General features: G+C 71.6%; 17 protein-coding genes. 10 read left to right on the plus strand and 7 right to left on the minus strand.

The features are described 5' to 3' along the window. The first annotated feature begins 12 nt into the window (after window positions 1-12). The 4 genes from JOE64_RS12170 to JOE64_RS12185 all read left to right on the plus strand — a co-directional run bounded on the left by JOE64_RS12170 (window position 13) and on the right by JOE64_RS12185 (window position 4,735). Window positions 13-1,545, plus strand: coding sequence for an ABC transporter substrate-binding protein (locus tag JOE64_RS12170; RefSeq protein ID WP_204964499.1), 1,533 nt, complete (start codon window positions 13-15; stop codon window positions 1,543-1,545). Between the two features lie 74 nt (window positions 1,546-1,619). Then, a complete protein-coding gene (locus tag JOE64_RS12175; protein ID WP_204964500.1) occupies window positions 1,620-2,840 on the plus strand; it encodes an amidohydrolase family protein in 1,221 nt (406 codons plus the stop codon). Beyond that, the gene (locus JOE64_RS12180) at window positions 2,837-3,580 is read left to right on the plus strand and encodes an aspartate/glutamate racemase family protein (RefSeq protein WP_204964501.1); all 744 of its coding nucleotides are present in this window, start codon (window positions 2,837-2,839) and stop codon (window positions 3,578-3,580) included. The genes JOE64_RS12175 and JOE64_RS12180 overlap by 4 nt, the downstream gene beginning before the upstream one ends. 42 nt (window positions 3,581-3,622) lie before the next feature. After that, window positions 3,623-4,735 (plus strand): alpha/beta hydrolase, encoded by a 1,113-nt coding sequence (locus JOE64_RS12185; RefSeq protein ID WP_204964502.1) that lies wholly within the window; start codon window positions 3,623-3,625, stop codon window positions 4,733-4,735. Window positions 4,736-4,750: 15 nt separating this feature from the next. Here JOE64_RS12185 and tadA read toward each other — a convergent pair whose 3' ends face one another. Beyond that, window positions 4,751-5,218 carry a tRNA adenosine(34) deaminase TadA gene (tadA, locus tag JOE64_RS12190; RefSeq protein WP_271202480.1) on the minus strand — a complete coding sequence of 156 codons (468 nt, stop codon included), beginning with the start codon at window positions 5,216-5,218 and terminating at the stop codon, window positions 4,751-4,753. 151 nt (window positions 5,219-5,369) lie between these two features. On the opposite strand from tadA, the gene upp reads away from it, so the two are divergent. Beyond that, window positions 5,370-6,002 carry a uracil phosphoribosyltransferase gene (gene upp, locus JOE64_RS12195; protein WP_204964503.1) on the plus strand — a complete coding sequence of 211 codons (633 nt, stop codon included), beginning with the start codon at window positions 5,370-5,372 and terminating at the stop codon, window positions 6,000-6,002. Between the two features lie 40 nt (window positions 6,003-6,042). Here the strand turns inward: upp and JOE64_RS12200 are convergent, their stop codons facing one another. Together JOE64_RS12200 and JOE64_RS12205 are read right to left on the minus strand one after the other, a co-directional pair. Further along, window positions 6,043-6,339 carry a DUF3467 domain-containing protein gene (locus JOE64_RS12200; RefSeq protein ID WP_204964504.1) on the minus strand — a complete coding sequence of 99 codons (297 nt, stop codon included), beginning with the start codon at window positions 6,337-6,339 and terminating at the stop codon, window positions 6,043-6,045. Window positions 6,340-6,407: 68 nt separating this feature from the next. Then, window positions 6,408-9,959: a TM0106 family RecB-like putative nuclease gene (locus JOE64_RS12205; RefSeq protein ID WP_204964505.1), complete on the minus strand. Its 3,552-nt coding sequence runs from the start codon at window positions 9,957-9,959 to the stop codon at window positions 6,408-6,410. An 85-nt stretch (window positions 9,960-10,044) separates the two neighbouring features. Here JOE64_RS12205 and JOE64_RS12210 point away from each other — a divergent pair, with 85 nt between their 5' ends. Beyond that, complete coding sequence (locus tag JOE64_RS12210; protein WP_204964506.1) at window positions 10,045-12,138, plus strand: NAD(+) synthase; 2,094 nt, start codon at window positions 10,045-10,047, stop codon at window positions 12,136-12,138. Between the two features lie 175 nt (window positions 12,139-12,313). Continuing rightward, window positions 12,314-15,469 (plus strand): endo-1,4-beta-xylanase, encoded by a 3,156-nt coding sequence (locus tag JOE64_RS12215; RefSeq protein WP_204964507.1) that lies wholly within the window; start codon window positions 12,314-12,316, stop codon window positions 15,467-15,469. Window positions 15,470-15,586: 117 nt separating this feature from the next. Here the strand turns inward: JOE64_RS12215 and JOE64_RS12220 are convergent, their stop codons facing one another. Next, window positions 15,587-16,174, minus strand: coding sequence for a 4'-phosphopantetheinyl transferase family protein (locus JOE64_RS12220; RefSeq protein WP_204964508.1), 588 nt, complete (start codon window positions 16,172-16,174; stop codon window positions 15,587-15,589). A gap of 148 nt (window positions 16,175-16,322) precedes the next feature. Between JOE64_RS12220 and JOE64_RS12225 the strand changes: the two genes are divergently transcribed. From JOE64_RS12225 to JOE64_RS12235, 3 genes are all read left to right on the plus strand, one after another. Continuing rightward, complete coding sequence (locus tag JOE64_RS12225) at window positions 16,323-16,877, plus strand: nucleosidase (protein ID WP_204964509.1); 555 nt, start codon at window positions 16,323-16,325, stop codon at window positions 16,875-16,877. A 74-nt stretch (window positions 16,878-16,951) separates the two neighbouring features. Further along, a complete protein-coding gene (locus JOE64_RS12230) occupies window positions 16,952-17,929 on the plus strand; it encodes a DMT family transporter (RefSeq protein WP_204964510.1) in 978 nt (325 codons plus the stop codon). A gap of 97 nt (window positions 17,930-18,026) precedes the next feature. Continuing rightward, window positions 18,027-19,046, plus strand: a complete 1,020-nt coding sequence (locus tag JOE64_RS12235) for an FUSC family protein (RefSeq protein WP_204964511.1) — start codon at window positions 18,027-18,029, stop codon at window positions 19,044-19,046. A 43-nt stretch (window positions 19,047-19,089) separates the two neighbouring features. On the opposite strand, the gene JOE64_RS12240 is transcribed toward JOE64_RS12235, so the two are convergent. From JOE64_RS12240 to JOE64_RS12250, 3 genes are all read right to left on the minus strand, one after another. Further along, window positions 19,090-22,119, minus strand: coding sequence for an AAA family ATPase (locus tag JOE64_RS12240; RefSeq protein ID WP_204964512.1), 3,030 nt, complete (start codon window positions 22,117-22,119; stop codon window positions 19,090-19,092). 76 nt (window positions 22,120-22,195) lie between these two features. Continuing rightward, window positions 22,196-23,359: an exonuclease SbcCD subunit D gene (locus JOE64_RS12245; RefSeq protein ID WP_204964513.1), complete on the minus strand. Its 1,164-nt coding sequence runs from the start codon at window positions 23,357-23,359 to the stop codon at window positions 22,196-22,198. A gap of 102 nt (window positions 23,360-23,461) precedes the next feature. Next, complete coding sequence (locus JOE64_RS12250) at window positions 23,462-24,934, minus strand: MFS transporter (RefSeq protein WP_204964514.1); 1,473 nt, start codon at window positions 24,932-24,934, stop codon at window positions 23,462-23,464. Window positions 24,935-24,946: the final 12 nt, after the last annotated feature.

A 24,946-nucleotide genomic window follows, 5' to 3' on the forward strand; every position in this document is an offset into this window, starting at 1 on the left:
CCGAGGAACGTCATGACCCACCGCTCATCGCGCGTCCGCCGCGCACTCACCGCCGTGGCTGCTCTCACCGGCGCCGCACTCGCCCTGTCGGCGTGCGCCGGGGGCTCGGCCTCCAGCTCCGACGCGCACAACCTGACGATCGGCGTCGTCGCCGAGCCCGAGAAGTCGCCCGATCCCATCGTGGACGGCTCGCTGGCCGGCTACAACATCTACTACACCCTCTTCGATCAGCTCACCGTGCTCGACGCCGACGGAACCATCCAGCCGTCGCTGGCGACATCATGGACGCCGAACGCGGACTTCACGCAGTGGACCTTCACACTCCGGGACGGCGTGACGTTCCAGGACGGCGAGCCCCTGAAGGCCTCCGACGTCGCCTTCACCTACGAGACGGTCCTGCACACGCCCGACTCCGACAACCTCGGGTACATGGGCATGCTGTCCTCGGTCACGGCGCCCGACGACCACACCGTCGTCTTCCAGCTGAACTCGCCCTTCTCGCCGTGGCCGTCGATCACGACGGCGCAGTCGATCGTGCCCGAGAAGGTGTACACGGCGCTCGGCTCAGAGGGCTTCGCCGCGGCGCCGGTGGGCAGCGGCCCCTTCTCGTTCGTGAGCTGGAAGCGCGGCGTCGACTACGTCCTGAAGCGCAACGACAGCTACTGGGGCGGCGCGCCGAAGATCGACACCCTCACCTTCCAGACCGTCTCCGATGAAGAGGCCCGTCTGAACGGCGTCATCTCCGGAAGCCTCGACCTCGCACTCATCTCGCCCAACCAGGTCACCTCCGCCGAGGGCAGCGGTGTCGACGTGCGGTCGCGTCCGGCCAACGGCACCACCTTCCTCGGCATCAACTCCACGTCCGGCCCGCTCGCCGATCAGCGCATCCGTCAGGCGATCTGGCACGCCATCGATCGGGATGCCCTGGTGAAGACCGTGCTCAGCGGGCGCGCCGTCGCCAACGACCAGATCGTGGCGGCGAACGTGGCCGGTTACGCCTCCGACGCCACGGGGCCGGCATACGACCCGGCCGCGGCCAAGGCCCTGCTGGCGGACGCGGGGTACACGGGAGAGGCGATCCCGCTCGAGTACGCGACCAGCGGCCGCATCCCGATGAGCGCCGAGATCGCGCAGGCGATCGCCGGGTACCTCGACGCTGTGGGCATCACAGTCACCCTGTCGGGGATGGACCAGGCGACGCTGTCGAACCACATCTACAGCACCGTGGACATGAAGGGCCTGTACCTCAACACCTGGGCACCCTCGACGATGGATGGCGACATGCCGGCGACCAACCTGTTCGCCGGGGGCCAGAACGACTACGCCAAGAGCCCGGCGACCGCGGCGCTCGTGGCGAAGCAGCGCACCGTCGCGGGTGACGAACGGCTCGCGACGTTCCGCAGCCTCGCCGAGGCGAACTTCGACAACGCCTTCATCGTGCCGCTGTTCACACCCCAGGCCGACTACGCGGTGTCACCCAAGGTCACCTGGACTCCCCGCGTCGACGGCGAGTACAAGCTCGCCGGCGTCACCTTCGCGGGCTGACCCCGCCGGGGAGGGGAGGCCGCACGGCCTCCCCTCCCTCCCACCGTTCTCCGCCTCCCTCGAAAGGTCCGACCGTGTCCCCCACGCTCCTGCGCAACGTCCGCCCCTGGGGCGGCGACGCCCGCGACGTCCTCATCGATGCCGACGCGATCCGCGAGATCGGAGCCCCGGGCACGATCTCCGCGGAGGGCGCCGTCGCCGTCGACGGTGACGGCGGCATCCTGCTGCCCTCGTTCAGCGACGTGCACGTGCACCTCGATTCGACCCGCATGGGGCTGCCCTTCCGCCCGAACACCGCGGGCGACACCCGCTGGTCGCATATCATGAACGACCGCGAGAACTGGCGCTCGGCGGAGCGGTCCGTCGCCGACCGGGCGACCTACACGCTGGGCAGGATGATCGCGCAGGGCGCGACCCGCGTGCGCAGCCATGCGCAGGTCGACGCCGATTCGGGTCTGGAGAAGTTCGAGGGCGTCCTCGCGGCACGCGACGCCCACCGTGACCGCGCGAGCGTCGAGATCGTCGCCTTCCCGCAGGTGGGCATCCATCTCGAGGACGGCGTGCCCGACCTGTTGGATCTCGCGCTGCGCTCGGGTGCCGACCTCATCGGCGGCATCGACCCGTGCGAGATCGACCGCGACCCCATCCGTCACCTCGACACCGTCTTCGATCTCGCCGACCGCCACGGCGTCGGCGTCGACATCCACCTGCACGAAGGCGGTTCGCTGGGCCTGTTCTCTCTCGACCTCATCCTCGAACGCACGCGTGCGCTCGGCATGGCGGGGCGGGTGAGTGTCTCGCACGCGTTCTCGTTGGCCGACCGCTCCCCCGGCGTCGACCGCGCTCTCGAGCAGGTCGCCGAACTCGATGTGGCCCTCACGACGATCGCCCCGAAGGGCTCGCTGACGGTTCCGCTCGACCTTCCGATCGAGCGGCTGCTCGAGACGGGTGTCCGCGTGGGCCTCGGGATGGACGGCCAGCGCGACTACTGGTCACCGTGGGGCGACGGCGACATGCTGGAGCGCACCTGGATGCTGGCCTTCACGCAGGGCTTCTCGCGCGACGACCTGATCGAGGACTGCCTGGCCGTCGCGACCTGGGGCGGCGCGTCGGTGATCGATGCGACCCTCCCGCGCCTCGCGCCCGGGGTGCGGCCCGGGGTTGCGGTCGGAGACCCCGCCGAGCTCGTCGTCGTGCGCGGCGACACCCCTACGGCCGCTGTGATGGACCGGAGCTCCGAACGCCTCGTGCTGCATCGCGGCCGGATCGTCGCCGAGAACGACGATCTGCGATGACGACGACGATTCTCGCGGCCAACTGCAACACCGACCCGGCCATGACAGCCGCGATCGCCGGTGTCGGCCAGTCCGCGGCGTCTGCGGGCACGACCGTCGTCGGCGTCACCCCCGCCTGGGGCCCGTCGTCGGCCGAGGGATACGTCGAGAGCCTCGTCACGGCGGCGGCGGTGATGGATGCCGTCGCTGGCCACGGCGACCCGTTCGATGCCGTCGTGATGGCGGGATTCGGCGAGCACGGGCGCGAGGGGATGCGTCAGCTGATCGCGCAGCCCGTCGTCGACATCACCGAGGCGGCGGTCTTCGCCGCCTGCCTTCTGGGCCATCGGTTCGGCATCGTCACGACCATGGGGTCGGCGATCCCCGGCATCCACGACTCGCTGGCGACGATGGGCACGGCAGGACGGTGCCGTTCGGTGCGCGCGGCCGATGTCCACGTGTCGGCGATCGGCGACGACATCGCCCGCACCGCGGACGCCCTGGAAGGCACCGGCCGCGCCGTGCTCGCCGACGGAGCCGACGTGCTCGTGCTCGGCTGCGCGGGCTTCGCGGGACTCGACGTCGAGCTGGAGCGCCGGCTCGGCGTGCCCGTGGTGGACGGCGTCGCGGTGGCGGTGCGCTTCGCGGAGAGCCTCGTCGCGCTCGGCAAACGCACCGGTAAGACCGGGGCGTACGCGCCGCGTTCGGCGGACAAGGAGTGGGCAGGCCCCACCCTCGGCTCGCTCCGCGCGTTCGTCTGACGTACAGATCGAGCCGTGAGGTCGTCGGAGTAGGATGCGGTCATGACGCTCCTCGACGGCATCACCTCCCGGATCATCGACACCGACCGGTTGTCCGTCGCCATCCTCGAGCGGGTCGGCGACGACGCCTCGGCGTCCGCCGAGAAGACGATCGTACTCGTCCACGGGAATGTCTCGTCGAGCCTGTTCTGGCAGGAGCTCATGCAGGACCTGCCGAGCGATCTGCGTGTCGTGGCCGTCGATCTGCGGGGGTTCGGCGGAACGGAGAGCCTGCCCGTCGACGCGACGCGCGGCGTGCGCGACTTCAGCGACGACCTGTTCGCCACCGTCCGCGCCATGGGCCTGGACAGCGCCCACCTCGTCGGCTGGTCGATGGGAGGCGGCGTCGTCCTGCAGTACGCGCTGGATCACCCCGCGCTCTCCCTGACGCTGGAGGCGCCGGTGTCGCCCTACGGGTTCGGCGGCACCCGCCGTGACGGCTCGCGCCTCACCGACGACGACGCCGGCTGCGGCGCCGGGGGCGCGAACCCCGATGTCGTGCAGCGTCTCACCGACCGCGACACCTCCGACGAGGCCCCCACCTCGCCGCGCAACGTCTTCCGGTCGGGGTATGTCTCCCCCGACTACACGAGCGAGAACGAAGACCTCTGGGTCGAGTCGATGAACACGACCTCGACGGCGACCGGCAACTACCCCGGCGACAGCGTGGCGAGCGAGAACTGGCCGGGATTCGCTCCAGGCCGTCTCGGCGTGCTGAACACGATGGCGCCGCGCTACTTCGACGTCTCCGGCATCGTCGATCTGGCGATCAAGCCGCCCATTCTGTGGGTGCACGGGACCGCGGACGCCATCGTGTCGGATGCCTCGTTCTCCGATCTCAACCATCTCGGCACTCTGGGGATCGTGCCCGGATGGCCCGGCCCCGACATCGCGCCGGCGCAGCAGATGGTGTCGCAGACACGTGATGTGCTGGATGCCTATCGCACGGCGGGCGGCGAGGTCTCGGAGATCGTCTTCGACGGCGTCGGCCACGCACCCCACCTCGAGCGCCCCGCGCAGTTCCGACGGGCGCTGCTGGAGAACATCGGCTACATCGGCAAGCCGGCCGACCCGGCGCCGCCCACCGAGGCGATCATCCTCGCCTCCTGGGACTGAGACGCGTCCCCGCCGTCAGCGGCGCTCGTCGAAGAAGCGACGCAGCACCGCACGCGCCTCGTCCTCGAGGACGCCACCGACCACTTCGGCGCGCACCGGCAGCCGGCGGTCGCGCAGCACGTCGTACACCGACCCCGCCGCCCCCGCCTTCTCGTCCCACGCCCCGAACACGACGCGTCCCACCCGCGCCTGCAGGATCGCGCCGGCACACATGAGACAGGGCTCCAGGGTGACGGTGAGAGTGCAGCCCTCGAGGTTCCACGAGCCGAGTGAGCTCGCCGCCGCCCGGAGCGCGACGATCTCCGCGTGCGCGGTGGGATCCGCGGTGGCCTCGCGCAGGTTCCCGCCTTCGCCGATCGGCTCACCCGCGGCATCCGAGACGACCGCCCCCACCGGAATCTCGCCGGTGGCGGATGCCCGTGCCGCCAGTGCCAGCGCGCGACGCATGACGGTCTCGTCGCGCGGTCGGTGGGGCAGGCTCACCCTGTCAGCGTAGAACGCGCGCCCGTCCCCTGGCGGACACGGGACGGCGCGGAGTGGGGAGTCCTCCCCATCGAGGCCGCTCGCACCGGCGCCTCGACTCGACCTCCGGAAACCGCCGTCGGAGGACGGACCGGACGCGTAGGCTGACACCATGCGCGTGCACGTTGCCGACCACCCCCTCATCACCCACAAGCTCAGCGTGCTGCGCGACGAGCGCACGCCCTCGCCGGTGTTCCGCCAGCTCACCGAGGAACTGCTCACCCTTCTGGCCTACGAGGCGACCCGGAACGTCCGCGTCGAGGACATCGAGATCCGCACCCCGGTCACCACGACCATGGGCGTGCGCATCTCGGAGCCCCGCCCGCTCGTCGTGCCGATCCTGCGGGCCGGGCTCGGCATGCTCGACGGCATGGTGAAGCTGCTGCCGACCGCCGAGATCGGGTTTCTCGGGATGGCACGCAACGAGGAGACGCTCCAGCCGTACACCTACGCGGAGCGTCTGCCCGAAGACCTCAGCGACCGTCAGTGCTTCGTGCTGGACCCCATGCTCGCGACCGGCGGGTCACTCGGCGCGGCGATCGACTTCCTCTTCGCACGCGGCGCGCAGGACGTCACCGCCATCTGCATCCTCGGTGCACCGGAGGGCGTCGCGAAGATCCAGGAGCAGGTCGGCGACCGTGATGTCACCCTGGTGCTCGGCGCTCTCGACGAGCGCCTGAACGAGAAGGGCTACATCGTTCCCGGTCTCGGCGACGCCGGCGACCGTCTCTACGGCACGGTCTGATCCCACCACGGTGCGGCGCCGACGCGGCGCCGCTGCGGCATCACGACGCGGTGCGCCCCGTCTCCTGCTCCCAGAACTCCAACTGCTGGGTGAGTGCCTTGGCGAGTTCGAACACCTGCTGCGGGGGGATCCGCACCCGCTGCACGACCTGACCGGGAACCACCGTGATCGGGGTTCCCTCGGCATCCGTCCCCGCCTGCGGCGGTCGGGCGAGCGAGACGAAATCCATCACGAACACGTCGGGCGTGTGCCATACGTTCGCGAAGTCGGCGTAGCTTCCCGCCACCACGTCGGGCGGCAGGTCGATCTCGAACTGGCGGGGGGCTTCGTCGGCCATGGCATCCCTCGATGTCTGCGGGCAGCGGGTGTCGCGAGTCTACGCGCCCGCGCCGGGAGCGGGCGGCCTCAGCCGACCTCGACGAGACGCGCGAACGCGCTGAGCCGCGCGACCCCCTCGGGCGTGCGGGGCAGATCATCGAGCAGCCCCGTGCCGTAGACGACGAACGCCGTGTGCTCGGCGCGCGAAACGGCGACGTTCAGACGGTTCTGCAGCAGCAGGAACTCCAGGCCGCGCGGCGCGTCCCGCCCCGACGAGGCGGCGAGCGACACAATCGCGACGGCGGCCTCCTGACCCTGGAACCTGTCGACCGTTCCGACGGGAACATCGCCGAATCCCGCGGATGCCAGGGCCTCCTCCACGAGCACCTGCTGCGCGTTGTACGGCGTGACGACGATGAGATCCGTCTGCACGAGGGGGCGCGGCGCGGCATCCGCCCCCGACACCCAGCTCCGGCCGATCAGGTCGGCCACGAGCGCGACCACCGTGTGCGCCTCTTCCGGCGATGCCGTCGCATTGCGGGTGTGCGCGAGCGGCACCTGGACGACGCCCGGAGGCACTCCGTCCAGGTGCCGTGCCGAGGTCGACGGGTGCGCGGCGAGCCGGCCGTCGTACGACAGCTCCGACACGGGAGCCGCCACCTCGGGCCGCATGCGGCGCGTCTGGGCGAGGAAGGACCCGCGGTCCTCCGCGATGACCGCGGCGCCGTCCATGATCCATCCGAGCGCCGAGGTGTCGACCGGCTCGGGGTGCGTCCCCTGGCTCACCTGCGGCAGCTGCTGCGGGTCGCCGAGCAGCAGCAGACGCTGCGCGGCGACCGAGACGGCGATGGTGGATGCCAGGGAGAACTGCCCCGCCTCGTCGATGACGAGCAGGTCGAGGCTCGCCCGGGGAACGCGTCCGGCGTGGCTCAGGTCCCACGCCGTGCCTCCGATCACGAACCCTTCCGGGTGATCCGCTGCGAAAGAGGCGTAGCCGTCCTTCGCGATCGGGGTGAATGAGGGCTCGCTGGTCGCCGTCGACTTGCGCGCCTTGGCGACCTGCCCGCGCGGCACACCGGCCTCGACGATGCGATCGAGCATGTTCTCGACGACGGCGTGCGACTGGGCGACGACCCCGACGCGGTAGCCGCGCTCGGCGACGAGACGGGCGACGACGTGCGATCCCACGTAGGTCTTGCCCGTTCCCGGCGGGCCCTGGACGGCGAGGTAACTGTGATCGAGGTCGTGGACGGCCCGCACGATGTCGTCGACGTCGTCACCGCTGCGCGGCGGCAGCGTGCCCGCTCCGGTGCGCGGGGCGCGCCGCAGCAGCACATCGGTCGCGGCATCGTGCGGGAAGAGGTCGGATGCCGCAGGAGCAGCGGCGATCACGGCATCCGCCCACGCGTCGATCGCCGCCTGCTGGCTGCCTGCCTGGGGCGGAGCGGCCGGTGTCAGCGCGATCGGCAGCTCCTGCCAGGTGAACCCGGCCACCGAGGTCTCCTCGACGACGACCCCGTCGTCGAGGACGTCGACGACACGCACCGAGCGCGCCGCGTGGATCCACCGGGGACTCGTGTCGATCGGGAACGGGGCGGGCAGCTCGTAGACCACGAACGTCGACGAGTCGGGCGTCAGCTTCGTCCCCGGAGCGAGGTCGCCGCGCAGCTCGACCACGCGCCGCTGCACCCGCGCGCCCTCGGGCACGTGCCAGTCGGTGAGCACCCGACAGCGCTCATGGTCGAACACGACGACATCGCGTGTGTCCTCCCAGATCGAGACCGGCTCACGCAGCCGCAGAAAGTGCGTCGCCCAGAAGGTCTTCGCCTCGCGCGGGTAGTAATCGATCGCCGCCGACCCCAGTCGCAGCGCGGCCACGGTGCGGTCGTCGGGCTGCGGTGCCGCGGCGGCGGCATCGGCCAGGCGCGTGAGGGCCTCGGCCCTCGGCGACGGTTCGTACGGGCGCTCGGACGCGTCGATGTCGGCGGAGGGCACGAGCTTCGCCTCGCGGGCCCGCTCGACCAGCCAGTCGCGCAGCCGCCGTGTCGACACGCAGTCGTAGCGGTTGTAGTCGGCGAGGTCGGCGAGGATCGCGTCGCCTGCCGCACGGTCGCCCGCGTCCCACAGCGTGCGGGCCTCGACGTACCTCACGATCGAGTCGTCGCCGCGCTGGACGTCGCTCGTGCGCACCTCGTCGCCCATGTACAGCGGCTCGAGCTTCTTGATCGAATACGACCGCGACCCCACCCGCAGCGCCCGCCGCACGATCGGGTAGAGGTCGACGAACACACCCTCGCGCAGAAGCGTGTCGACCTGCGCCTCGCGCACCCCGTAGGTGGCGGCCATCGCGAGCAGGTGCGTCGTCTCGTACGGCGCGTAGTGGTAGATGTGCATGCCCGGGTGCGTCCGGCGGCGGAGCATCACGACGTCGAGGAACGTCTCGAGTGCCGCGCGCTCCTCGGCGTGGGTGTGCGCCCACAGCGCCGTGTACTGCTCGCGGTCGTCGACCCAGCCGAACAGGTAGTCGATGCCCCAGTGCGGGCGCTCCCCCGATGCCGGCGTCTCGGTGTAGAGCGGGTCGCCTTCGAAGTCGAAGAAGATGTCACCCCGATCGGGACGGGGCAGCGCCCCGATCGCCTTCGGGAGGACGACCTCGTAGGTCGGTGCGGGCGGCCGCCCCGCGCGTGCGGACGGGCCGACAGCCACGGGGTCGACGCCGCCCGCGGGGCTCGTGAGCTGCAGCCGCGCCTGGGTGCGCAGTCCCGAGAACGTGTCCCACGACATCCGCTCGGGAGCCTCGCGGGCGCCGGCGAGGTCGTCGATCGTGCGCAGGCCCGCGGCGCGCAGCCGGTCGCGCTGCACGGGCCGCATCCCGGCGACCAGCAGCAGGTCGCGATGTGCCACGACCTCGGCGTCGCAGGTCGCGCAGCGTCCGCAGGCGACCACCCGAAGTGCCCCCCGATCGTCTCCCCAGGGAATCGCCGTGCCCGACGCTCCGGCCGTGACGTCGCGATCGGCGATCAGCGCACGCAACCGGTCGCGCCGCAGTCGGAAGACGGGCATGAGGTCGCGGATCTCGTGTGCCGAGACCGAGCCGTCGCCGAGGAGGAGCTCGACCCGGCCGCTGTGCGCCACGCCGAGGCGATCGAGCTGATCGACGTATGCCGCAAGCTGCATGAGCGCCGTGACGCGGGCGTGCCGGGCGAGCTTGGTGTCCTGCACGACCCACAGCCCTCCGTCGGCGTCGTCGCGCACGAGGAAGTCGGCGAACCCGACGAACTCATCGGTCGAGAACACCGCCTGATAGACGACCGCCACCGCGGGGTCGGCCAGCGCGGCATCCGTTGCGGCCACCGCGGCGGCGATGCCGGCGGCATCCGACGAGCGGGTCTCGGGAAGCTCGACCACTCGCCCGGGGTGCTCCGCGCGATAGGCCTCGAGCTGGCGCACCTCGTGCTGGGTGCCGAGCCTGCCGGCGCGTGCGAGCGTGAGGTCTTCGGGCTCGACCACAGCGGGCACCCGGCCCAGCTTCGCATCGATCGCGCGCAGCCACGCGAACTCGCACTCCGCCGCCGCCTTCAGGTCGCTCGCGCTCCACACGACGCGTGCGTCGCCGTCCCCGCCGTCGATGATCCGCATGTCACCCTTCCTCGATCGACCCTAACCGCGACATCCGACAGCGAGCGCGGGACCGCACGCCCAGCCGACCTGCCAGACTGGACGGGTGAGCGAGAACCTGCCGTTCGAGAGCGTCTACCGGCACGGGTTCGCGCGGGTCGCGGCGTGCACCGTGCCCGTCGCGATCGCCGACCCGGCCGCCAACGCCGCCGCCGTCATCGCCTCCGCGCGCCGTGCCCACGACGAGGGCGCCGCCGTCGCCGTGTTCCCCGAGCTGTGCCTCACCGGGTACGCGATCGACGATCTGGTCATGCAGGATCCGGTCCTCGACGCGGTGCTCGCGGCGATCGACGAGATCGTCGTCGCCTCGCGGTCGCTGCGCCCCCTGCTCGCCGTCGGCGCTCCGCTGCTGCTCGGGTCGCGGCTGGTCAACTGCGCCGTCGTGATCCAGGCCGGGCGGGTCCTCGGCATCGCCCCGAAGACGTTCCTTCCCACCTACCGCGAGTTCTACGAGGCGCGCTGGTACGGCACCGGCGCCGAGGCGCCGCGCACCACCGTGATCGCGGGCACCGAGGTGCCGGTGGGTGCCGACCTGCTCTTCGCAGCGACCGATGTTCCCGGTCTCGTCGTGCACGCCGAGGTGTGCGAAGACGTGTGGGTGCCCATCCCCCCGTCCTCGACGGCAGCGCTCGCGGGCGCGACGGTGCTGCTCAACCTCTCCGGCAGCCCCATCACGGTGGCGCGCGCCGACGACCGGCATCTGCTGGCGAAGTCGCAGTCGTTCCGCTGCCTCGCGGCCTATGTCTACGCCGCCGCCGGGCAGGGCGAGTCGACCAACGACGTCTCATGGGACGGCCAGACGATGATCTACGAGGCGGGCGCCCTCCTCGCCGAGACCGACCGCTTTCCCGACGGGCCGCGCACCGCTCTCGCCGACATCGACCTCGACCGCCTTCGTCAGGACCGGCTGCGTCAGGGTACGTTCGACGACAACCGCGCCGTGGCCGCGCCTGCGGCATCCGCCGTCCGCCGCATCCCCTTCACAGTGGGCGTCGGCGTCGACGGGTTCGGCGCGGATGCCACCACACTCCATCGACCGCTCGACCGCTTCCCGTTCGTCCCGGACGACGCGGCGCGGCTCGACCAGGACTGCTACGAGGCGTTCACCATCCAGGTGTCCGGCCTCGAGCAGCGCATGCGCGCGATCGGGCAGCCGCGACCGGTCATCGGCGTCTCCGGAGGCCTCGACTCGACGCACGCCCTGCTCGTCGTCGCGCGCGCGATGGACCGCATGGGCCGCCCGCGCAGCGACATCCTCGCCTACACGATGCCGGGGTTCGCGACGAGCGACCACACGAAGTCGAACGCCGTCGCCCTCGCCGAGGCGATCGGCGCGTCGATCGAGACGATCGACATCCGCCCGATGGCGACCGAGATCCTGACGGGCATCGGGCATCCCTTCGCGCACGGCGAGCCCGTGTACGACGTCACGTTCGAGAACGTGCAGGCGGGCGCGCGCACCGACTTCCTCTTCCGCCTCGCCAACCAGCACGGCGGCTTCGTCGTCGGCACCTCCGACCTCTCCGAGCTGGCGCTCGGCTGGGCGACGTACGGCGTCGGCGATCAGATGAGCCACTACGCCGTGAACGCCGGCGTGCCCAAGACCCTCATCCAGCACCTGATCCGCTGGGTGATCGCCCACTCTGACGCGGATGCCGCCACCGACCTCTCCGACGACGCGAAGGCCGTTCTGCAATCGGTCCTCGACACCGAGATCAGCCCCGAGCTCGTCCCCGCCGGCCAGGACGGCAAAGTGCAGTCCACCGAGGACACGATCGGTCCCTACGCCCTGCACGACTTCGCGCTCTTCCACATCCTGCGCTACGGGCTGCGCCCGTCGAAGATCGCCTTCCTCGCGGAGCAGGCGTGGGGGGATGCCACGGCGGGCGCCTGGCCGCCCGGATTCCCGGATGCCGACCGCTACGCCTACGACCGCGCCACGATCGTGCGCTGGCTGCGGGTGTTCCTGAAGCGCTACTTCGGCTTCGCGCAGTTCAAGCGCACCGCGATCCCGAACGGCCCCAAGGTGCTGCCGGCAGGCTCGCTCTCGCCGCGGGGCGATTGGCGCGCGCCGTCGGACGGCAACGCACGGGTCTGGCTCGACGAGCTGAGCGCCGCGCTTCCCGAGCTCTCCGCCTGACGCGCGGCGCGGAAGCTCCGATCGCGCCGGGCGCCGGAGGATCGCCTGCTGCCCGCGTCGAAAACGCGTCGAAATATGTTGCCGACAACATCAAATCTTCATAGCGTGTGCACCACCAACCCACAGGCGTCGCTGTCGACGTAGAGGCGCGCCTCGAGCTGAAAGGTGTTCATCGATGAACTCGCCCTCCCCGCTCGCCCGCAGACGATGGGCGGTCGCTCTCGCGGCATCCCTCGCTGCGGGCGCACTGCTCGCACCGGCCGCCGCCGCTGCGGCGACACCGACTCCGGCACCGGTCACCGTCCTGTTCTCGAACTTCGAGCAGGGCCGCATCGCCCCTTGGGTCGCCTACGGCGACGGCGTCTCGCTGTCGAGTTATCACACGGTGCGCCTGAGCCACGAGACGAGCCTTCGGGTCGCGCAGCGCACGCAGTCCTCGCACGGCGTGACGACCGACATCACCGCTCTGACCTCCGCCGGACAGCGGTACACGGCGGGCGTCTGGGCACGCCTGGAGGCCGGCGCCGCGCCGACCCGGGTGACCATCACAGCCATCGAGAACGGCGAGCGTGCCGTCGCGGTCGCCGCGGCCACAACGGTGACCGCGGACGGGTGGACGAGCGTGGCGGGCGACTACACGCGCGCGGCCGACGCGACGCGAGTACAGATCGTCGTGTCGGCGGAGAGCGCGACCGACTCGTTCCTCATCGACGACGCCCTTCTGACCGCGTACTCGTCGACGGTCGGCGTCATCCCCGACACGAAGCCGCTGAAGGATGCCATGCCCTTCCCCCTGGGAGCGGCGACCTACCAGCGGTTCACCACCGGAGGCCCGGGCGAGGTCCTCTCGCGTCACTTCGATCAGGTGACGCCCGAGAACTACATGAAGCCCGAGGCCTGGTACACGGCCGACCGGTCCTTCGTCACGTCGAACCCCGAAGCCGACGCCCTGATGGACTGGGCGAAGAGCACCGGCGGGCGCGTCTACGGCCACGTCCTCGCCTGGCACAGCCAGATCCCCGGCTGGTTCTTCCAGAACGATCAGGGCGGCGCGCTCACGTCCTCCGACGCCGACAAAGCGGTGCTCCGTGGACGCCTGAAGGCGCACATCGACAACATCGCGAAGTACTTCGCCGACCGCTACGGGCCGTACGGGTCCGCCGGCAACCCGTTGACCGCGTGGGACGTGGTCAACGAGGTCATCGCGGATTCGACCTCCGCGTCCAGCAACGGCATGCGAACGAGCAACTGGTACAACGTCCTCGGCGAGGGCTTCGTCGACGACGCCTTCCGCTTCGCGGACGAGGCTTTCAACCACACCTATGCCGCACCCGGATCCGCGCGACCGGTATCGCTGTTCATCAACGAGTACGGCACCGAGGGCGGCGACAACGCCTCCTCCAAGCTGCAGCGCTACTACGACCTCGTCACACGCCTGCTCGCTCGCGAGGTTCCCGTCGACGGTGTCGGCCACCAGTTCCACGTGAGCCTGAACACCCCTGTCGGCAACCTCGACCTGGCACTGAAGAAGTTCGAGGCGCTCCCCGTCGTGCAGGCCGTGACGGAGTTCGACGTCGCGACCGGGTTCCCGGCCACCGAGCGCCTGCTGATCCGTCAGGGCACCTACGTCGGGCAGGCCTTCGACATCTTCCGCGCACACGACGCGAACAAAGATCTCTACTCGGTGACCGTCTGGGGCCTGGCCGACCTCGGCTCCTGGCGCTACTACGAGGGCGCACCGCTGCTGTTCGACGACTACTACCAGCCCAAGTGGGCCTACGCGGGAGCCATCGGCGCTCCGATCCCCGCGGAGCCGAAGGCGCTGTCGGTCTTCGGCGGCGATGTCGCCCTCGACGCCCACGCGTTCACCGCCCCCACCTGGAGCGCGCTGGCCCGCACAGCGATCCGCGAAGGTTCCGACTTCGCCGCGCGCTGGAGCGCAGATCACCTGACCCTGCATGTGCGCAGCAACGACACGAGCACGAGTGCGGATGACGCCGTCGTCGTGCAGGTGGACGGCGTCGCGTACGAGCTGCGGCGCGACGGGACGGGAGACCTGCCCGGCGTCGCCAAGAACACCGCAACCGGCTGGGAGACGGTCGTCCACGTTCCCGCAGCGGACCTGCGCGCCGGCTCGGCGCTGAAGTTCAACGTCGTCGTCCGCGACGGCGTGAACGAACAGGGATGGAACGCCCCCGGCATCAGCGGGGATCTGACCCTCCTCGAGGATCTGTCCACGGTCGACATCGTCCGCACCGTGTCGGCCCCCGACATCGACGGCTCCGTCGACCCCGCCTGGGCGGATGCCCACCCCGTCACCACCGGCAAGGCCGTGAACGGCACCGACACCGCATCGGCCGAGGTCCGGTCGCTGTGGAGCGGTAGCGATGACACTCTGTACCTGCTGGCACAGGTGACCGACCCGATGATCGACACCTCGGCATCCGCCGCCCACGAGAAGGACTCGGTCGAGTTCTTCGTCGACCTGGGCAACACGAAGTCGGGTGCGTACACGGCCGGCGACATGCAGCTGCGCATCAACGCGAACGGCGAGCGCAGCTTCGGCGCCGGTGACGCCGCGGCCCAGTCGGCACGCGTGGCCTCCGCGGTCGCACGGGTCGACGGCGGCTACATCGTCGAAGCGGCCATCGCCATGAACGGTCATGGCGGGCCCGGTGCGCACGTGGGCCTGGACTTCCAGGTCAACGACGCCGCCGACGGCCGGCGCATCGGGGTGCGGACCTGGGCCGATCCGACCGGATCGGGCTGGAACAGCACCGGGCGCTGGGGCGTCGGAACCTTCGTCACCGGTGAGGATGCCGCACCGATGGCGATCGTGCTGGGGTCCCCGTCCGTCGTCGCGGGTGGCGCGGTGAGCGCTCAGCTCTCGGGCTTCACGCCCGGAGACCTGTTGGAGCTCTCGGTGGAACCGGCCGCGGGCGCATCGACACGAGCGCTCGCTGCGGAGGCATCCGTCCCCGTGTCGACCGTCCCGGTCGCGATCGACGAGAACGGTGGAGCGAGCGTCAGCGTCCCGATCCCCGCCGACACGGCGGCCGGTGACTACACGGTGCGCGCTCGGCAGGTCGGCACACTTCTCGCCGATGCCGCGCTCACGGTGACGGCCCCGACGACTCCCGGCGACGGCGGCGGCACGGACCACGGTTCGGGCACCCCGGGTACGGGCGGCCAGCCGTCCGGAGGTCAGGCCTCCGGGTCGCTGTCATCGACGGGTGGCGACGCCTCGGGACTGATCGGAGCGACCCTCGGCGGCGTGCTCCTGCTCGCGGCCGGCGCACTCCTGCTGCGACGGCGGCGTCTCGTGCGCTGACCGAGCGCGCGCCGACGCTGACGCGACGACGTGCGACGGCGCCCCTCCTCGGCAGAGGAGGGGCGCCGTCTCGCGCGTGCGCGTCCGCGGGTCGCGACACGCCGTCGCCCGCGGACGTCAGTCCTTCGGGAGCACCCCGACGGCGATCGTGATGACCCAGCCGTCGCGCGAGGCATCCGTGAGCGCGTACTTCGCGTTGCGGTCGGGGATCCAGCCCTTCGCGCGGCCGGTGTCGAGCCGGACGTGCTCCGGCGGCACGCGCACGCCGCGGCCGTCTGCTTCGAGGACGGCCTGCACGCGCACCCAGTGCTGCAGCAGGTCGGGAATGTTCGTCTCATCCAGCAGCCGCGAGTGCTTCTGCATCTGCCGCACGTCGGCGGGCTCGGGATGCATGTCGCGGATGTCGATTCCCACGGGAAGCGCCGGGTCGCAGATCGCGACGACCGTGGCGGCCCGATAGCTCGCGGTCACGATCGCGATCGGCAGCTCCTCACCCCCGCGCGAGGCGATCAGGCGGGTGTGGTACCCGAAGCCGCGCGGCGCCTCGCGCTCGATCGTGACATCCTTCGTCTCGCAGCCGAGCTTCGCGGCGATGAGCTCCTTCGCGATGATCCGTCGCCGGTCGTGGACGCTCGTCCCCGGGTCCCACCCCAGGCGTGCCGTGACGCCGTCGGGCGCATCGAGGAGAACCGTCTGCAGGGCCATAGGGAGACTCCGTTCGTGGGGCCGTGGACCCGGGTGGGGGTCCGATCGTGACCATCATCGCGCACTCGTGCACCGCGCGACGACGACGCGTCCAGAAGAAAAAGCGCGACCGCGAGCTTCGGTGCGGCCGGGATGGCAGGATCGGAGGGTGAAACTCCTCGTCGCCGCACTCGCTTCCGAACTCGTCGCCTTCGAGCAGGACCCGGATGGATTCGAACGCCTCGTCACCGGCCCCGGCAAGATGCACGCAACGTATGCGCTGACGCGACGCCTGGACGCCGGGGGCGTCGAGGAGATCGTCGTCGTCGGGACCGCGGGCGCGCTGGATGCCTCTCTCACCGGCGTGTACGACATCGCCGAGGCCCTCCAGCACGACGTGTCGGACATCGACGGCGTCGTCGGCCAGCACGTCTCCCTCCCCGCGCGCGTGGTGACGGGGCGCGGGGACGCGGTCATCGCGACGGGCGACAGCTTCGTGGACGATGCGGATGCCGTGGCATCCATCCGGTCGCTCGGCGCGACCCTCGTCGATATGGAGACCTACTCGTACATCTGGGTGGCGCAGCAGTTCGGCGTACCGATCACGGTGCTGAAGGCCGTGTCGGACAACGCGCAGGACGACGCGATCACCGATTGGCGCGACGCGGTCGCCGCCTGCAGCGTCGTGCTGCGTCGCGAGGTGCGCGAGCGCTACGGGGTCTGAGGGGGACCGCCCACCTGGTTGACGGTAGCCTCGGAGTGCCGCCGCGGGCGCCGCGGCCCGATCCGGAGGACCCCATGTCGACCACCCCACCCACCGGCCCGTTCGATCCCTCGGGCGAGGCGGAGCGGAACACCCCGACGACGCCGTACGACCCGAACACGCCGTACACGCCGCCCACACCCCCGGCACCGAGCCCCGACGCGCAGCCCACCGTGGCATTCGGGCCGGCAGACGGCGCCCCGGCGCCGCAGGCCCCGTCCGCTCCGCAGATCCCGCCGGCAGCGCCGAACGGCTACCCGCCCACCGGCTACCCGCAGCAGCCCGGCTACGCTCCGGCGGGCTTCCCGCCGGCCGCCTACGGCGCTCCCGCTCTCGGCGCACCGGGGGCACCGGGAGCCCCCGATCAGCGGCCCAAGACCCTGGCCTGGACGGCGCTCATCCTCGGCGCCGTCGGCACGCTCCTCGCCCTCGTCGGCTTCGTCCCCGTCCCCTGGCTCGGACTGATCACCGTCTTCGTCAGCGGCTTCGTCCTGCTCGCGGCGTTCGTCGTCGCGTTGGTGGCGCTGATCTCGAAGCGACACGGCGGCACGGCTCTGAGCGTCACGGGTCTGGTCCTGTCCGTCCTCGGCGGCACGATCGGCGCGTTCGCACTGATCATCGCGGCGCTGTTCACCGGATTCTCCACGGCGAACGTGGTCGTCAACGACGGCCTGCCCGCGCCGGCGCCGACCGCGCAGGTCAGTCAGGACCCGTACGACGTCACCGAGACCCCGCTGACCTCCGACGAAGAGGCCTTCATCGCAGAGGTGCGCCCGCAGGTCAACGCGATCATGGCCGACATCGACCCGTCCCTCACCGCCGACATCGTCGAGCAGTCGCTGCCCGACAGCGCTCTGGTCGCGATCGGTCAGGGCCTGCTCGTCACCGGCGAGAGCGGGATCGACACGTACGCCGGACAGATGCAGGCGGGCGCCGGCGACTCCGTGAGCACGGATCAGCTCCGCACCCTCTTCGAGGCCATCTACCAGGCTGCGCAGACGCACCTGAAGTGAGCCACCCCGAAGGCCCGGGCGGCACGTGTCGACACACGTCCCGTCCGGGCCTTCGCGCGTGAGCGGAACCCTGCGCCGCTCCGCGTAGCGTGGAGGCATGAACTGGTCGCCGCTCGCCGCCCGCCGTTCGCCCCTGTTGCAGGTCGCGAAGTCGGCGGTCGCGACCCTGGTGGCCTGGCTCGTCGCCGGGGCGCTGGTCCAGGGCCCTCCCCCGGTGTTCGCGGCGATCGCGGCCCTGCTGACCGTCCAGCCGAGCATCAGCCAGTCGTTCGGTCGCGGCGTGGAACGCACGGTCGGCGTCGTGGCTGGCGTGGTCGTGGCCTCGTCGATCGGCATGATGCTCGGCGCCGGATTCGTCAGTGTGGCACTCGCGGTGGTCGCGGTTTTGCTCATCGCCTGGGCGCTGCGGGCGGTTCCGGGCACGGCGAACCAGATGGCGATCAGCGCGCTGCTCGTGCTGGCCATCGGCACCACCACCCCGCACTACGCCGTCGACCGCATCGTCGAGACCGTCATCGGCGCGGTCATCGGCCTCATCGTGAACATCGCGATCGTTCCCCCCGTGACCCTCGGACCGGCCCGGGAGCGGGTCGCCGCTCTCACCGCCGGCGTCGGCACAGCCCTCGACGACCTCGGCGACGCTCTGCTGTCGCCCCAGACCACGGGCGGCCTCACCGCACTGCTCACCCGTGCCCGCTCGCTGCGTGCCGCCGCGACGGCGGCCGAGTCCGCGCTGGCGGATGCCCGGGACTCGCTCACCCTCAATCCGCTGCGTCGCCGCCGGTCCGAGGACGTCGCCCTCCTCGAGCGCGACGTCCGGCGCGTGTCGGCCATCGCGACGCAGGTCATCGGCATGACGCGCGCGTTCGTGGACGAGTACGACGACACGGTCGCGGGCGACCCATCGGCCGCCGCGATCGCCGAGCAGCTGCACCGCGCCGCGCACGACGTGCGGATGAGCCCCTCCGGGACGACAGCGCCGCCCGAGGAGCCGCCCGCGCTGACGCGGCCTCTCGAGATCGTGCAGGCGCCGCCGACCCACTGGCTGCTGATCGGATCGATGCTCGTCGACCTGCGCCGCATCCACGACGGACTCGCCGAGGCGGACCACCGCTGAGACTCCAGGCCCGTCCGGTCGGGCACTTCGCCGCCGCGAACCCTCAGGCGGCCTCGACCCCGTCCTGACGGATGCGGCTGGGCCCCTCGCCGGTCGCCTCGACGAGCAGCTGCGCGGGGAGCTGTTCCTTCATCGCCTCGACGTGGCTGATCACACCGACGGTGCGCCCGCCGGCCCGCAGATCGTCCAGGGTGCGCATCGCGAGCTCGAGCGTCTCGGGGTCGAGCGAGCCGAACCCCTCGTCGACGAACAGCGTGTCGAGACGGATGCCCCCTGCGCGCGAGGTCACGACCTCGCCGAGCCCCAGGGCCAGCGCGAGCGAGGCGAGGAAGGTCTCCCCTCCGGAGAGGGAGTGCGGCGCCCTCAGCTTGCCCGTGTGCGCATCGAGCACGTCGATGCCGAGACCCGAGGCGCGGCCTCGTGATGCCCGGGCGTCGGAATGGTGGAGCGTGTACCGCCCCGCGGACATCTCCGACAGACGGAGGTTCGCCGCGGCGACGATCTCCTCGAGCTCGGCGGCGAGCACGAACGTCTCGAGATCCATCTTCATCGTGTTGGGGGCGCGCCCCGAGACGGTGTCGGCGAGGCGGCCGACGACCGCGGCCTCAGCCGCGACGCCGTCGACATCGGCCATCGCGTCGTCGATCTGCTGCACGAGCTCGCGCAGGCGGTGCGCGGTGAGATTGGCATCCCGTGCCGCGGCGATCGCCGCGGTGCGGCGCGCGTCGGCGGCCTCGACCGTTTCGGCGGAAGCTGCGACGCCGGCATCCGTGGCCTCCTCGCCGGCGTCGGCCAGGTCGAGTTCGAGCTCGAGCAGGCGCTCACGCGTCGCCCGCAGCTCGGCGGCGTGGGCAGTGAGGCGTGCGTCGAGCTCATCCCGCTCGGATGCCGGGAGAAGAGCCGCGCGCGCCGCGTCGACGGTCTCGAAGCCGCTCGAGGCCAGCCGCGTATCGAGGTCGGCGCGCGCCGACCGTTGCGACCGCTGCCGCTCGGCGGCGGTGTGCACGGCCTCGACGAGGGTGCGCGCGAGCGCGCGGGAGACCTCTCCATCGGCGACGCGCTCGGCGACGCTGCGGAACGATCCACGGGCGTCGGAGATCACGGCGTCGGCGCGCGCGACGTCGGCCCGTGCGGCGGCGAGCGCGTCGGAGCGCTCCGCACGCTGTTCGGCGACGGTCGCGCTCTCGCGTGCCGCGCTCTCGGCGAGAGCGGTGAGAGCCTCGCGCTGCTCCGCAAGACGCACGAGTGCCCGCGCGTCGGACTCCGCCGTCTCGAGCTCGTCGCGGATGAGCAGCAGGGCCGCCTCCACGGCGGCGAGCTCGCGATCGCCCGAGCGGGCCCGCGTCTCGGACAGGAGGTCCCGCGCCGCGCGGGCCGCCTCCGCGGCATCCGCCGCTGCGACCGCCGTCCGGTCGCGCCGGTCTTCGGCGGCGGCGAGGTGGTCGTCGGTGACGGGGTCGCCTGACCGCACCGCCGGATGCGGGTGAGCGAGGGATCCGCAGACCGCGCAGGGCTCGCCGTCGACGAGATGCTCGGCCAGTTCGCCTGCGGCTCCCGCCCACCGGCGGCGCAGCAGCTCCGCCACCGCCGCCGCGGCGAGGGCGGCGTCGTCGCTGGCCGCGAGGTGGCGGCGTTCGGCGGCGTCGCTCGTCTGTGCGAGCGCCGCGGCCTCGCGCGCGGCCTCGCATTGGGCGGCGACCTCGACGTGGCGTCGCCGCAGGTCGTCGACGCGGGCGGCGCCTGCGCGGGCTCGATCGATCTCCGCATCGAGCCGCGCGCGCTCGTCGGGGATCGCCGCGAGACGCGTCGCGAGCTCGGCGAGCGCCTCGTCGAATCGGGTGACCTCGGCGGCCTGCGCCTCGATACGTCCGCGGAGATCGGCCTGAGCGCGCTCGAGCGCGGCGGCATCCGCCCAGCGCGCGAGGTCGGCGGTCAGCTCGTCGATCCGTGCCGCGGGGTCGGCCTCCGGCGATCCGCCGGACGCGACCCACGCGGCGAGAGCGGCTTCGCGAGCCCTCTCCGCCTCCTGCCACGCGCGGTCGGCGCGCTCGAGCAGCTCGATCGGGGCCCGCAGCGTCTCTGCGTACCGTGCCCGATCGTGCCGCGCCCGGTCTGCGTCGATCTCGGGCGCACGCGCGTCCAGGTCGTCCAGCCGCTGCCTGAGCGCCGCCCGCTCGCGACCGCGCCGCGCCCGGTCTTCGAGCGCGGTGTGCGACGCCGCCGCGGCGCGCCAGGCGGCATCGCTCAGCTGCTGCTCGGTCACGGTCTGCTCGACGAGGTAGTCGGTGCGCGTCATCGCGTCGATCAGCGCGACGCGACGAGCAGAGAGGTCGTCGGGTCGGGCAATGGGCGGCGAGTCCGAGGCGGGGTCGTCATCGTCCGTGGGGTGCGGCCCGAGTGCGTGCTCGACGACGAGCGCGTCGGCGAGGCCGATGAGCGTTCGCGCATGACCGCCGGCGGCGTCGAGCCTCTTCTGGGTCTCGCGCCGACGCCGGTCGAGCTCGTCGCGGTACTGCTCGAACCGCCGCGTTCCGAACAGCGCGCGCAGCAGCGTCTGCCGTTCGTCGCCGGGGGCGAGCAAGAAGCGGGAGAACTTGTTCTGGGCGAGCAGGATGACCTGCTGGAACTGCTGCGCCCCGAGGCCGAGCAGCTCTCCGAGGGCGAGACCGACGTCGCGGGGCCGCGCGGCGCGACCGACCCACACGCCGCCGACGAGCTCGTCGAGTTCGGCCCGGGCGATCTCGGTCGTGAGCCCGCCCCCGCGCTTGGCGGGCCGCTCGTAGTCGGGCGATCGCGTCACCCGCCACCGGGCGTCGCCGATCGTGAACTCGAGTCGCACCTCGGTCGGATCGGTGAGAGCGCAGTGGTCGCTGCGCAGACGCTTGTCCGCGCCCTCGTAGCGCGGCACGGTGCCGTAGAGGGCGAAGCTCACCCCGTCGAGAATGCTCGATTTACCCGCCCCGGTGCGCCCCGTGATCAGGAAGACGCCGTCGTCGGCGAACGCGTCGAAGTCGACCCGCTGCGTCTCGCGGAAAGGACCGAACCCGGTGAGCTCGAGCGTGTGCAGCCTCACCCGGCGCCCCCCGCGCCGACATCGCCGCCCGCCGACACGGCCTCGACGGCGCCGGCCGGAATGCGCCCGAGAACGCTCACGCAAGCGCCTCCGCCCGGGTGCGCTCGTCGAGCACGTCGCGCAGGACGTCGCTCTCGCGATCACTCGCGCCCTCGCCCGCACGCACGTGCGCGAGGAACGCATCCACCAGCTCCTGATCGGTGCGCGCAGCGCGCACCCTCTGCACGTAGGTCCGCGCGTCGCCCGTCTGCGCCCCCACCGGTGCGTGCACGACCGCGGCGCAATGGGGGAACCGCTGCTGCAGCCGGCGCAGCGGATCGGCCTGCGGCAGGGCATCCGTGTACTCGACGCTGACCCAGGCCGCCTCCGCCTCGGCATGGGCGGTGTCGGAGAGCAGGTCGTCGAGCTCGCCCCGCAGCGTCATGAGACGTCGGGGCACCGGCAACGGCAGCCAGTGCGCCCCCGAGAAGCCCTCGGCCCCCAGCTCGATCAACCACGACCCGCGCGGTTTGTCGCCCTCACCGAAGGAGTAGTGCAGCGGAGCCCCGGCGTAACGGATGTGGGGCGCCAGCTGCTGTCGCCCGTGGATGTGCCCGAGCGCGACGTAGTCGACCCCGTCGAATGCCGCCAGCGGGACGACATCGAGACCGCCCTGCTGGATGTCGCGCTCGAGATGCGGGGTCGGCTCGACGCCCGCAGCGAAACAGTGCGCCATCGCGACCGACCGCGCGTGCGGATCCGAGCCGCGACGCTCCGCGAGATCGGCGCGGACGAGATCCATCGCGTGCGTCAGAACATCCGCCTGCGAGCGGACGCCCGCCCATTCGTGGCGCAGCAGCGCGGGCTCGAGGAAGGGGATGCCGTAGATGTGGACGGGACCGTCCGCGTCGACGACGGTGACCGGCTCGGCGATGCGGCCAGGGTCCGTGAGCACGTGGATGCCGTCGCGCAGGAGCCCCGCTTGAAACCCCAGACGTGCGGCGGAGTCGTGGTTGCCGCTGGTCACGACGACCTGAGCGCCGGTGTCCGCGAGCGCGCGGAGCGTGTCGGACAGCAGTGTGTAGCACCCCGCCGCGGGGGTGGCCGAGTCGAAGACGTCACCGGCGACCACCACGACGTCGACGTCGTGCTCGCGCACCTGATCGGTCAGCGCCTCGAGCACGCCACGGAGGGCATCGAGCGTCGCGTGGCCGTGGAAGGTCCGCCCGATGTGCCAGTCCGAGGTGTGCAGGATCCGCATGCTCCCACGCTATTCGGGGGCACGGACATCTCCGAACCAACCCGCGGCGATCGGCCGACGCCTCGACCGTCGCGGGGGTCGTGATCGAGCGGCGACGGGCGTTCAGCCGCGGCTCGCCGCGCCGCGCCGGCGCGAGACGAGGTCGGCGACTCCGAGCAGGAAGGCGAGCGAGACGAAGACGGCGACGGAGACCATGCCGTAGGCGTATGCGTCGTGGAACACATCGATGCCGTGCTCGTCCGCGGCCTCGTCGCGGTAGATCGCGGAGTAGAACAGCGAGAGGGCGACCGCCGTGCCGACGGCGGTGCCGATCCGCTGTCCGAGCTGGCCGACCGAACCGGCGAGGCCGCCGGAGCTCGTCGGGATCTCGGCGAGCGTCAGCGTCTGGTTCGGCGCCACGACGAGCCCCGCGCCCACGCCGGCGACGAGCATGACCCCGGCCATCGCATACGCGACGATCTCGGCGGGAACGGTGTAGGCGACCACGGCGAGCACGATGACCGAGGTGAGGACGATCCCCAGTCCCCACACGACGAGAGGCCGGCCCAGACGGGTGACGAGGTTGCCGCCGTACCAGGCGCTCACGGCGCTCGCCAGGGCGAAGCCGATCGAGACCATGCCGGCGAAGACGGGCTCGAGCCCGACACCGAGCTGCAGGAACAGCGTCGTCAGCAGGAACAGCGCCGGGATCGCGGTGAAATAGGTCGCGGCGATCAGCGTCCCGTTGCGATAGGACGCGATCGAGAACAGTCGGAAGGGCACGAGCGGTGCACGACCGGATGCCTCGTAGCGCCGCTCCCACCAGACGAACGCCGCGGCGACGACGCCGAACGCGGCGAGCGTCCACCATCGGCGGGGGTCGTCATCGGGCGAGCCGGTCGTGAACAGGAACGGCCACATGAGGCTGACGATCATGACGGTGAACAGCGCGAGACCGACAGGGTCGAGCTGCAGCCGCCCCGGGGTCGCGCGCCGGGTGGCCGGAAGCAGCCAGACGACACCGGCGAGCACGGCGAGACACAGCGGCACGTTGAGCCAGAAGATCCACCGCCATCCGTCGGTGGGGCCGCCGAGGGCGATCATCAGGCCGCCGAGGGTCGGCCCGATCGCCGTTGCGACGCCGATGGTGGCGCCGAACAGACCGAACGCGCGGCCGCGCTCCGCACCGGTGAAGAGCTGCTGGATGGTGCCGATGACCTGCGGCATCTGGATGCCGGCGGCCAGCCCCTGCACGAGCCGCCCGGCGAGCAGGATCTCGGTCGTGGGCGCCGTCGCGCAGACGATGCTGGTGACGGTGAAAAGACAGAGCCCGATGAGGAAGAGTCGCCGCCGGGAGCGCTGATCGCCGAGCCGGCCGAACGGCACGAGCGCGAGGCCGAACAGCAGCACGTATCCGGAGACGACGATCTGCAGCTGCGTGGACTGCGCGCCCAGCGCCTGCTCGATGGACGGGAGGGCGACATTGACCTTGCTGAGGTCGAGGATCGTGAGCGCCGCGACCGAGACGCACACCCAGAAGGCGCGCCAGCGCTGGCCGCGATCGAGCGGGATGCTGGCGGTCGCAGGAGAGGTCATCGCCCCCAGGCT

Origin of the sequence: Microbacterium dextranolyticum, assembly GCF_016907295.1 — a bacterium.
Taxonomy (GTDB): Bacteria; Actinomycetota; Actinomycetes; order Actinomycetales; family Microbacteriaceae; genus Microbacterium; species Microbacterium dextranolyticum.

Coding starts and splice junctions, on each gene's coding strand:
- JOE64_RS12215 (WP_204964507.1), top strand. CDS start 12,314: ATGAACTCGCCCTCCCCGCTCGCCCGCAGACGATGGGCGGTCGCTCTC.
- JOE64_RS12245 (WP_204964513.1), bottom strand. CDS start 23,359: ATGCGGATCCTGCACACCTCGGACTGGCACATCGGGCGGACCTTCCAC.
- JOE64_RS12230 (WP_204964510.1), top strand. CDS start 16,952: ATGTCGACCACCCCACCCACCGGCCCGTTCGATCCCTCGGGCGAGGCG.
- JOE64_RS12235 (WP_204964511.1), top strand. CDS start 18,027: ATGAACTGGTCGCCGCTCGCCGCCCGCCGTTCGCCCCTGTTGCAGGTC.
- JOE64_RS12185 (WP_204964502.1), top strand. CDS start 3,623: ATGACGCTCCTCGACGGCATCACCTCCCGGATCATCGACACCGACCGG.
- upp (WP_204964503.1), top strand. CDS start 5,370: ATGCGCGTGCACGTTGCCGACCACCCCCTCATCACCCACAAGCTCAGC.
- JOE64_RS12170 (WP_204964499.1), top strand. CDS start 13: ATGACCCACCGCTCATCGCGCGTCCGCCGCGCACTCACCGCCGTGGCT.
- JOE64_RS12200 (WP_204964504.1), bottom strand. CDS start 6,339: ATGGCCGACGAAGCCCCCCGCCAGTTCGAGATCGACCTGCCGCCCGAC.
- JOE64_RS12250 (WP_204964514.1), bottom strand. CDS start 24,934: ATGACCTCTCCTGCGACCGCCAGCATCCCGCTCGATCGCGGCCAGCGC.
- JOE64_RS12205 (WP_204964505.1), bottom strand. CDS start 9,959: ATGCGGATCATCGACGGCGGGGACGGCGACGCACGCGTCGTGTGGAGC.
- JOE64_RS12180 (WP_204964501.1), top strand. CDS start 2,837: ATGACGACGACGATTCTCGCGGCCAACTGCAACACCGACCCGGCCATG.
- JOE64_RS12220 (WP_204964508.1), bottom strand. CDS start 16,174: ATGGCCCTGCAGACGGTTCTCCTCGATGCGCCCGACGGCGTCACGGCA.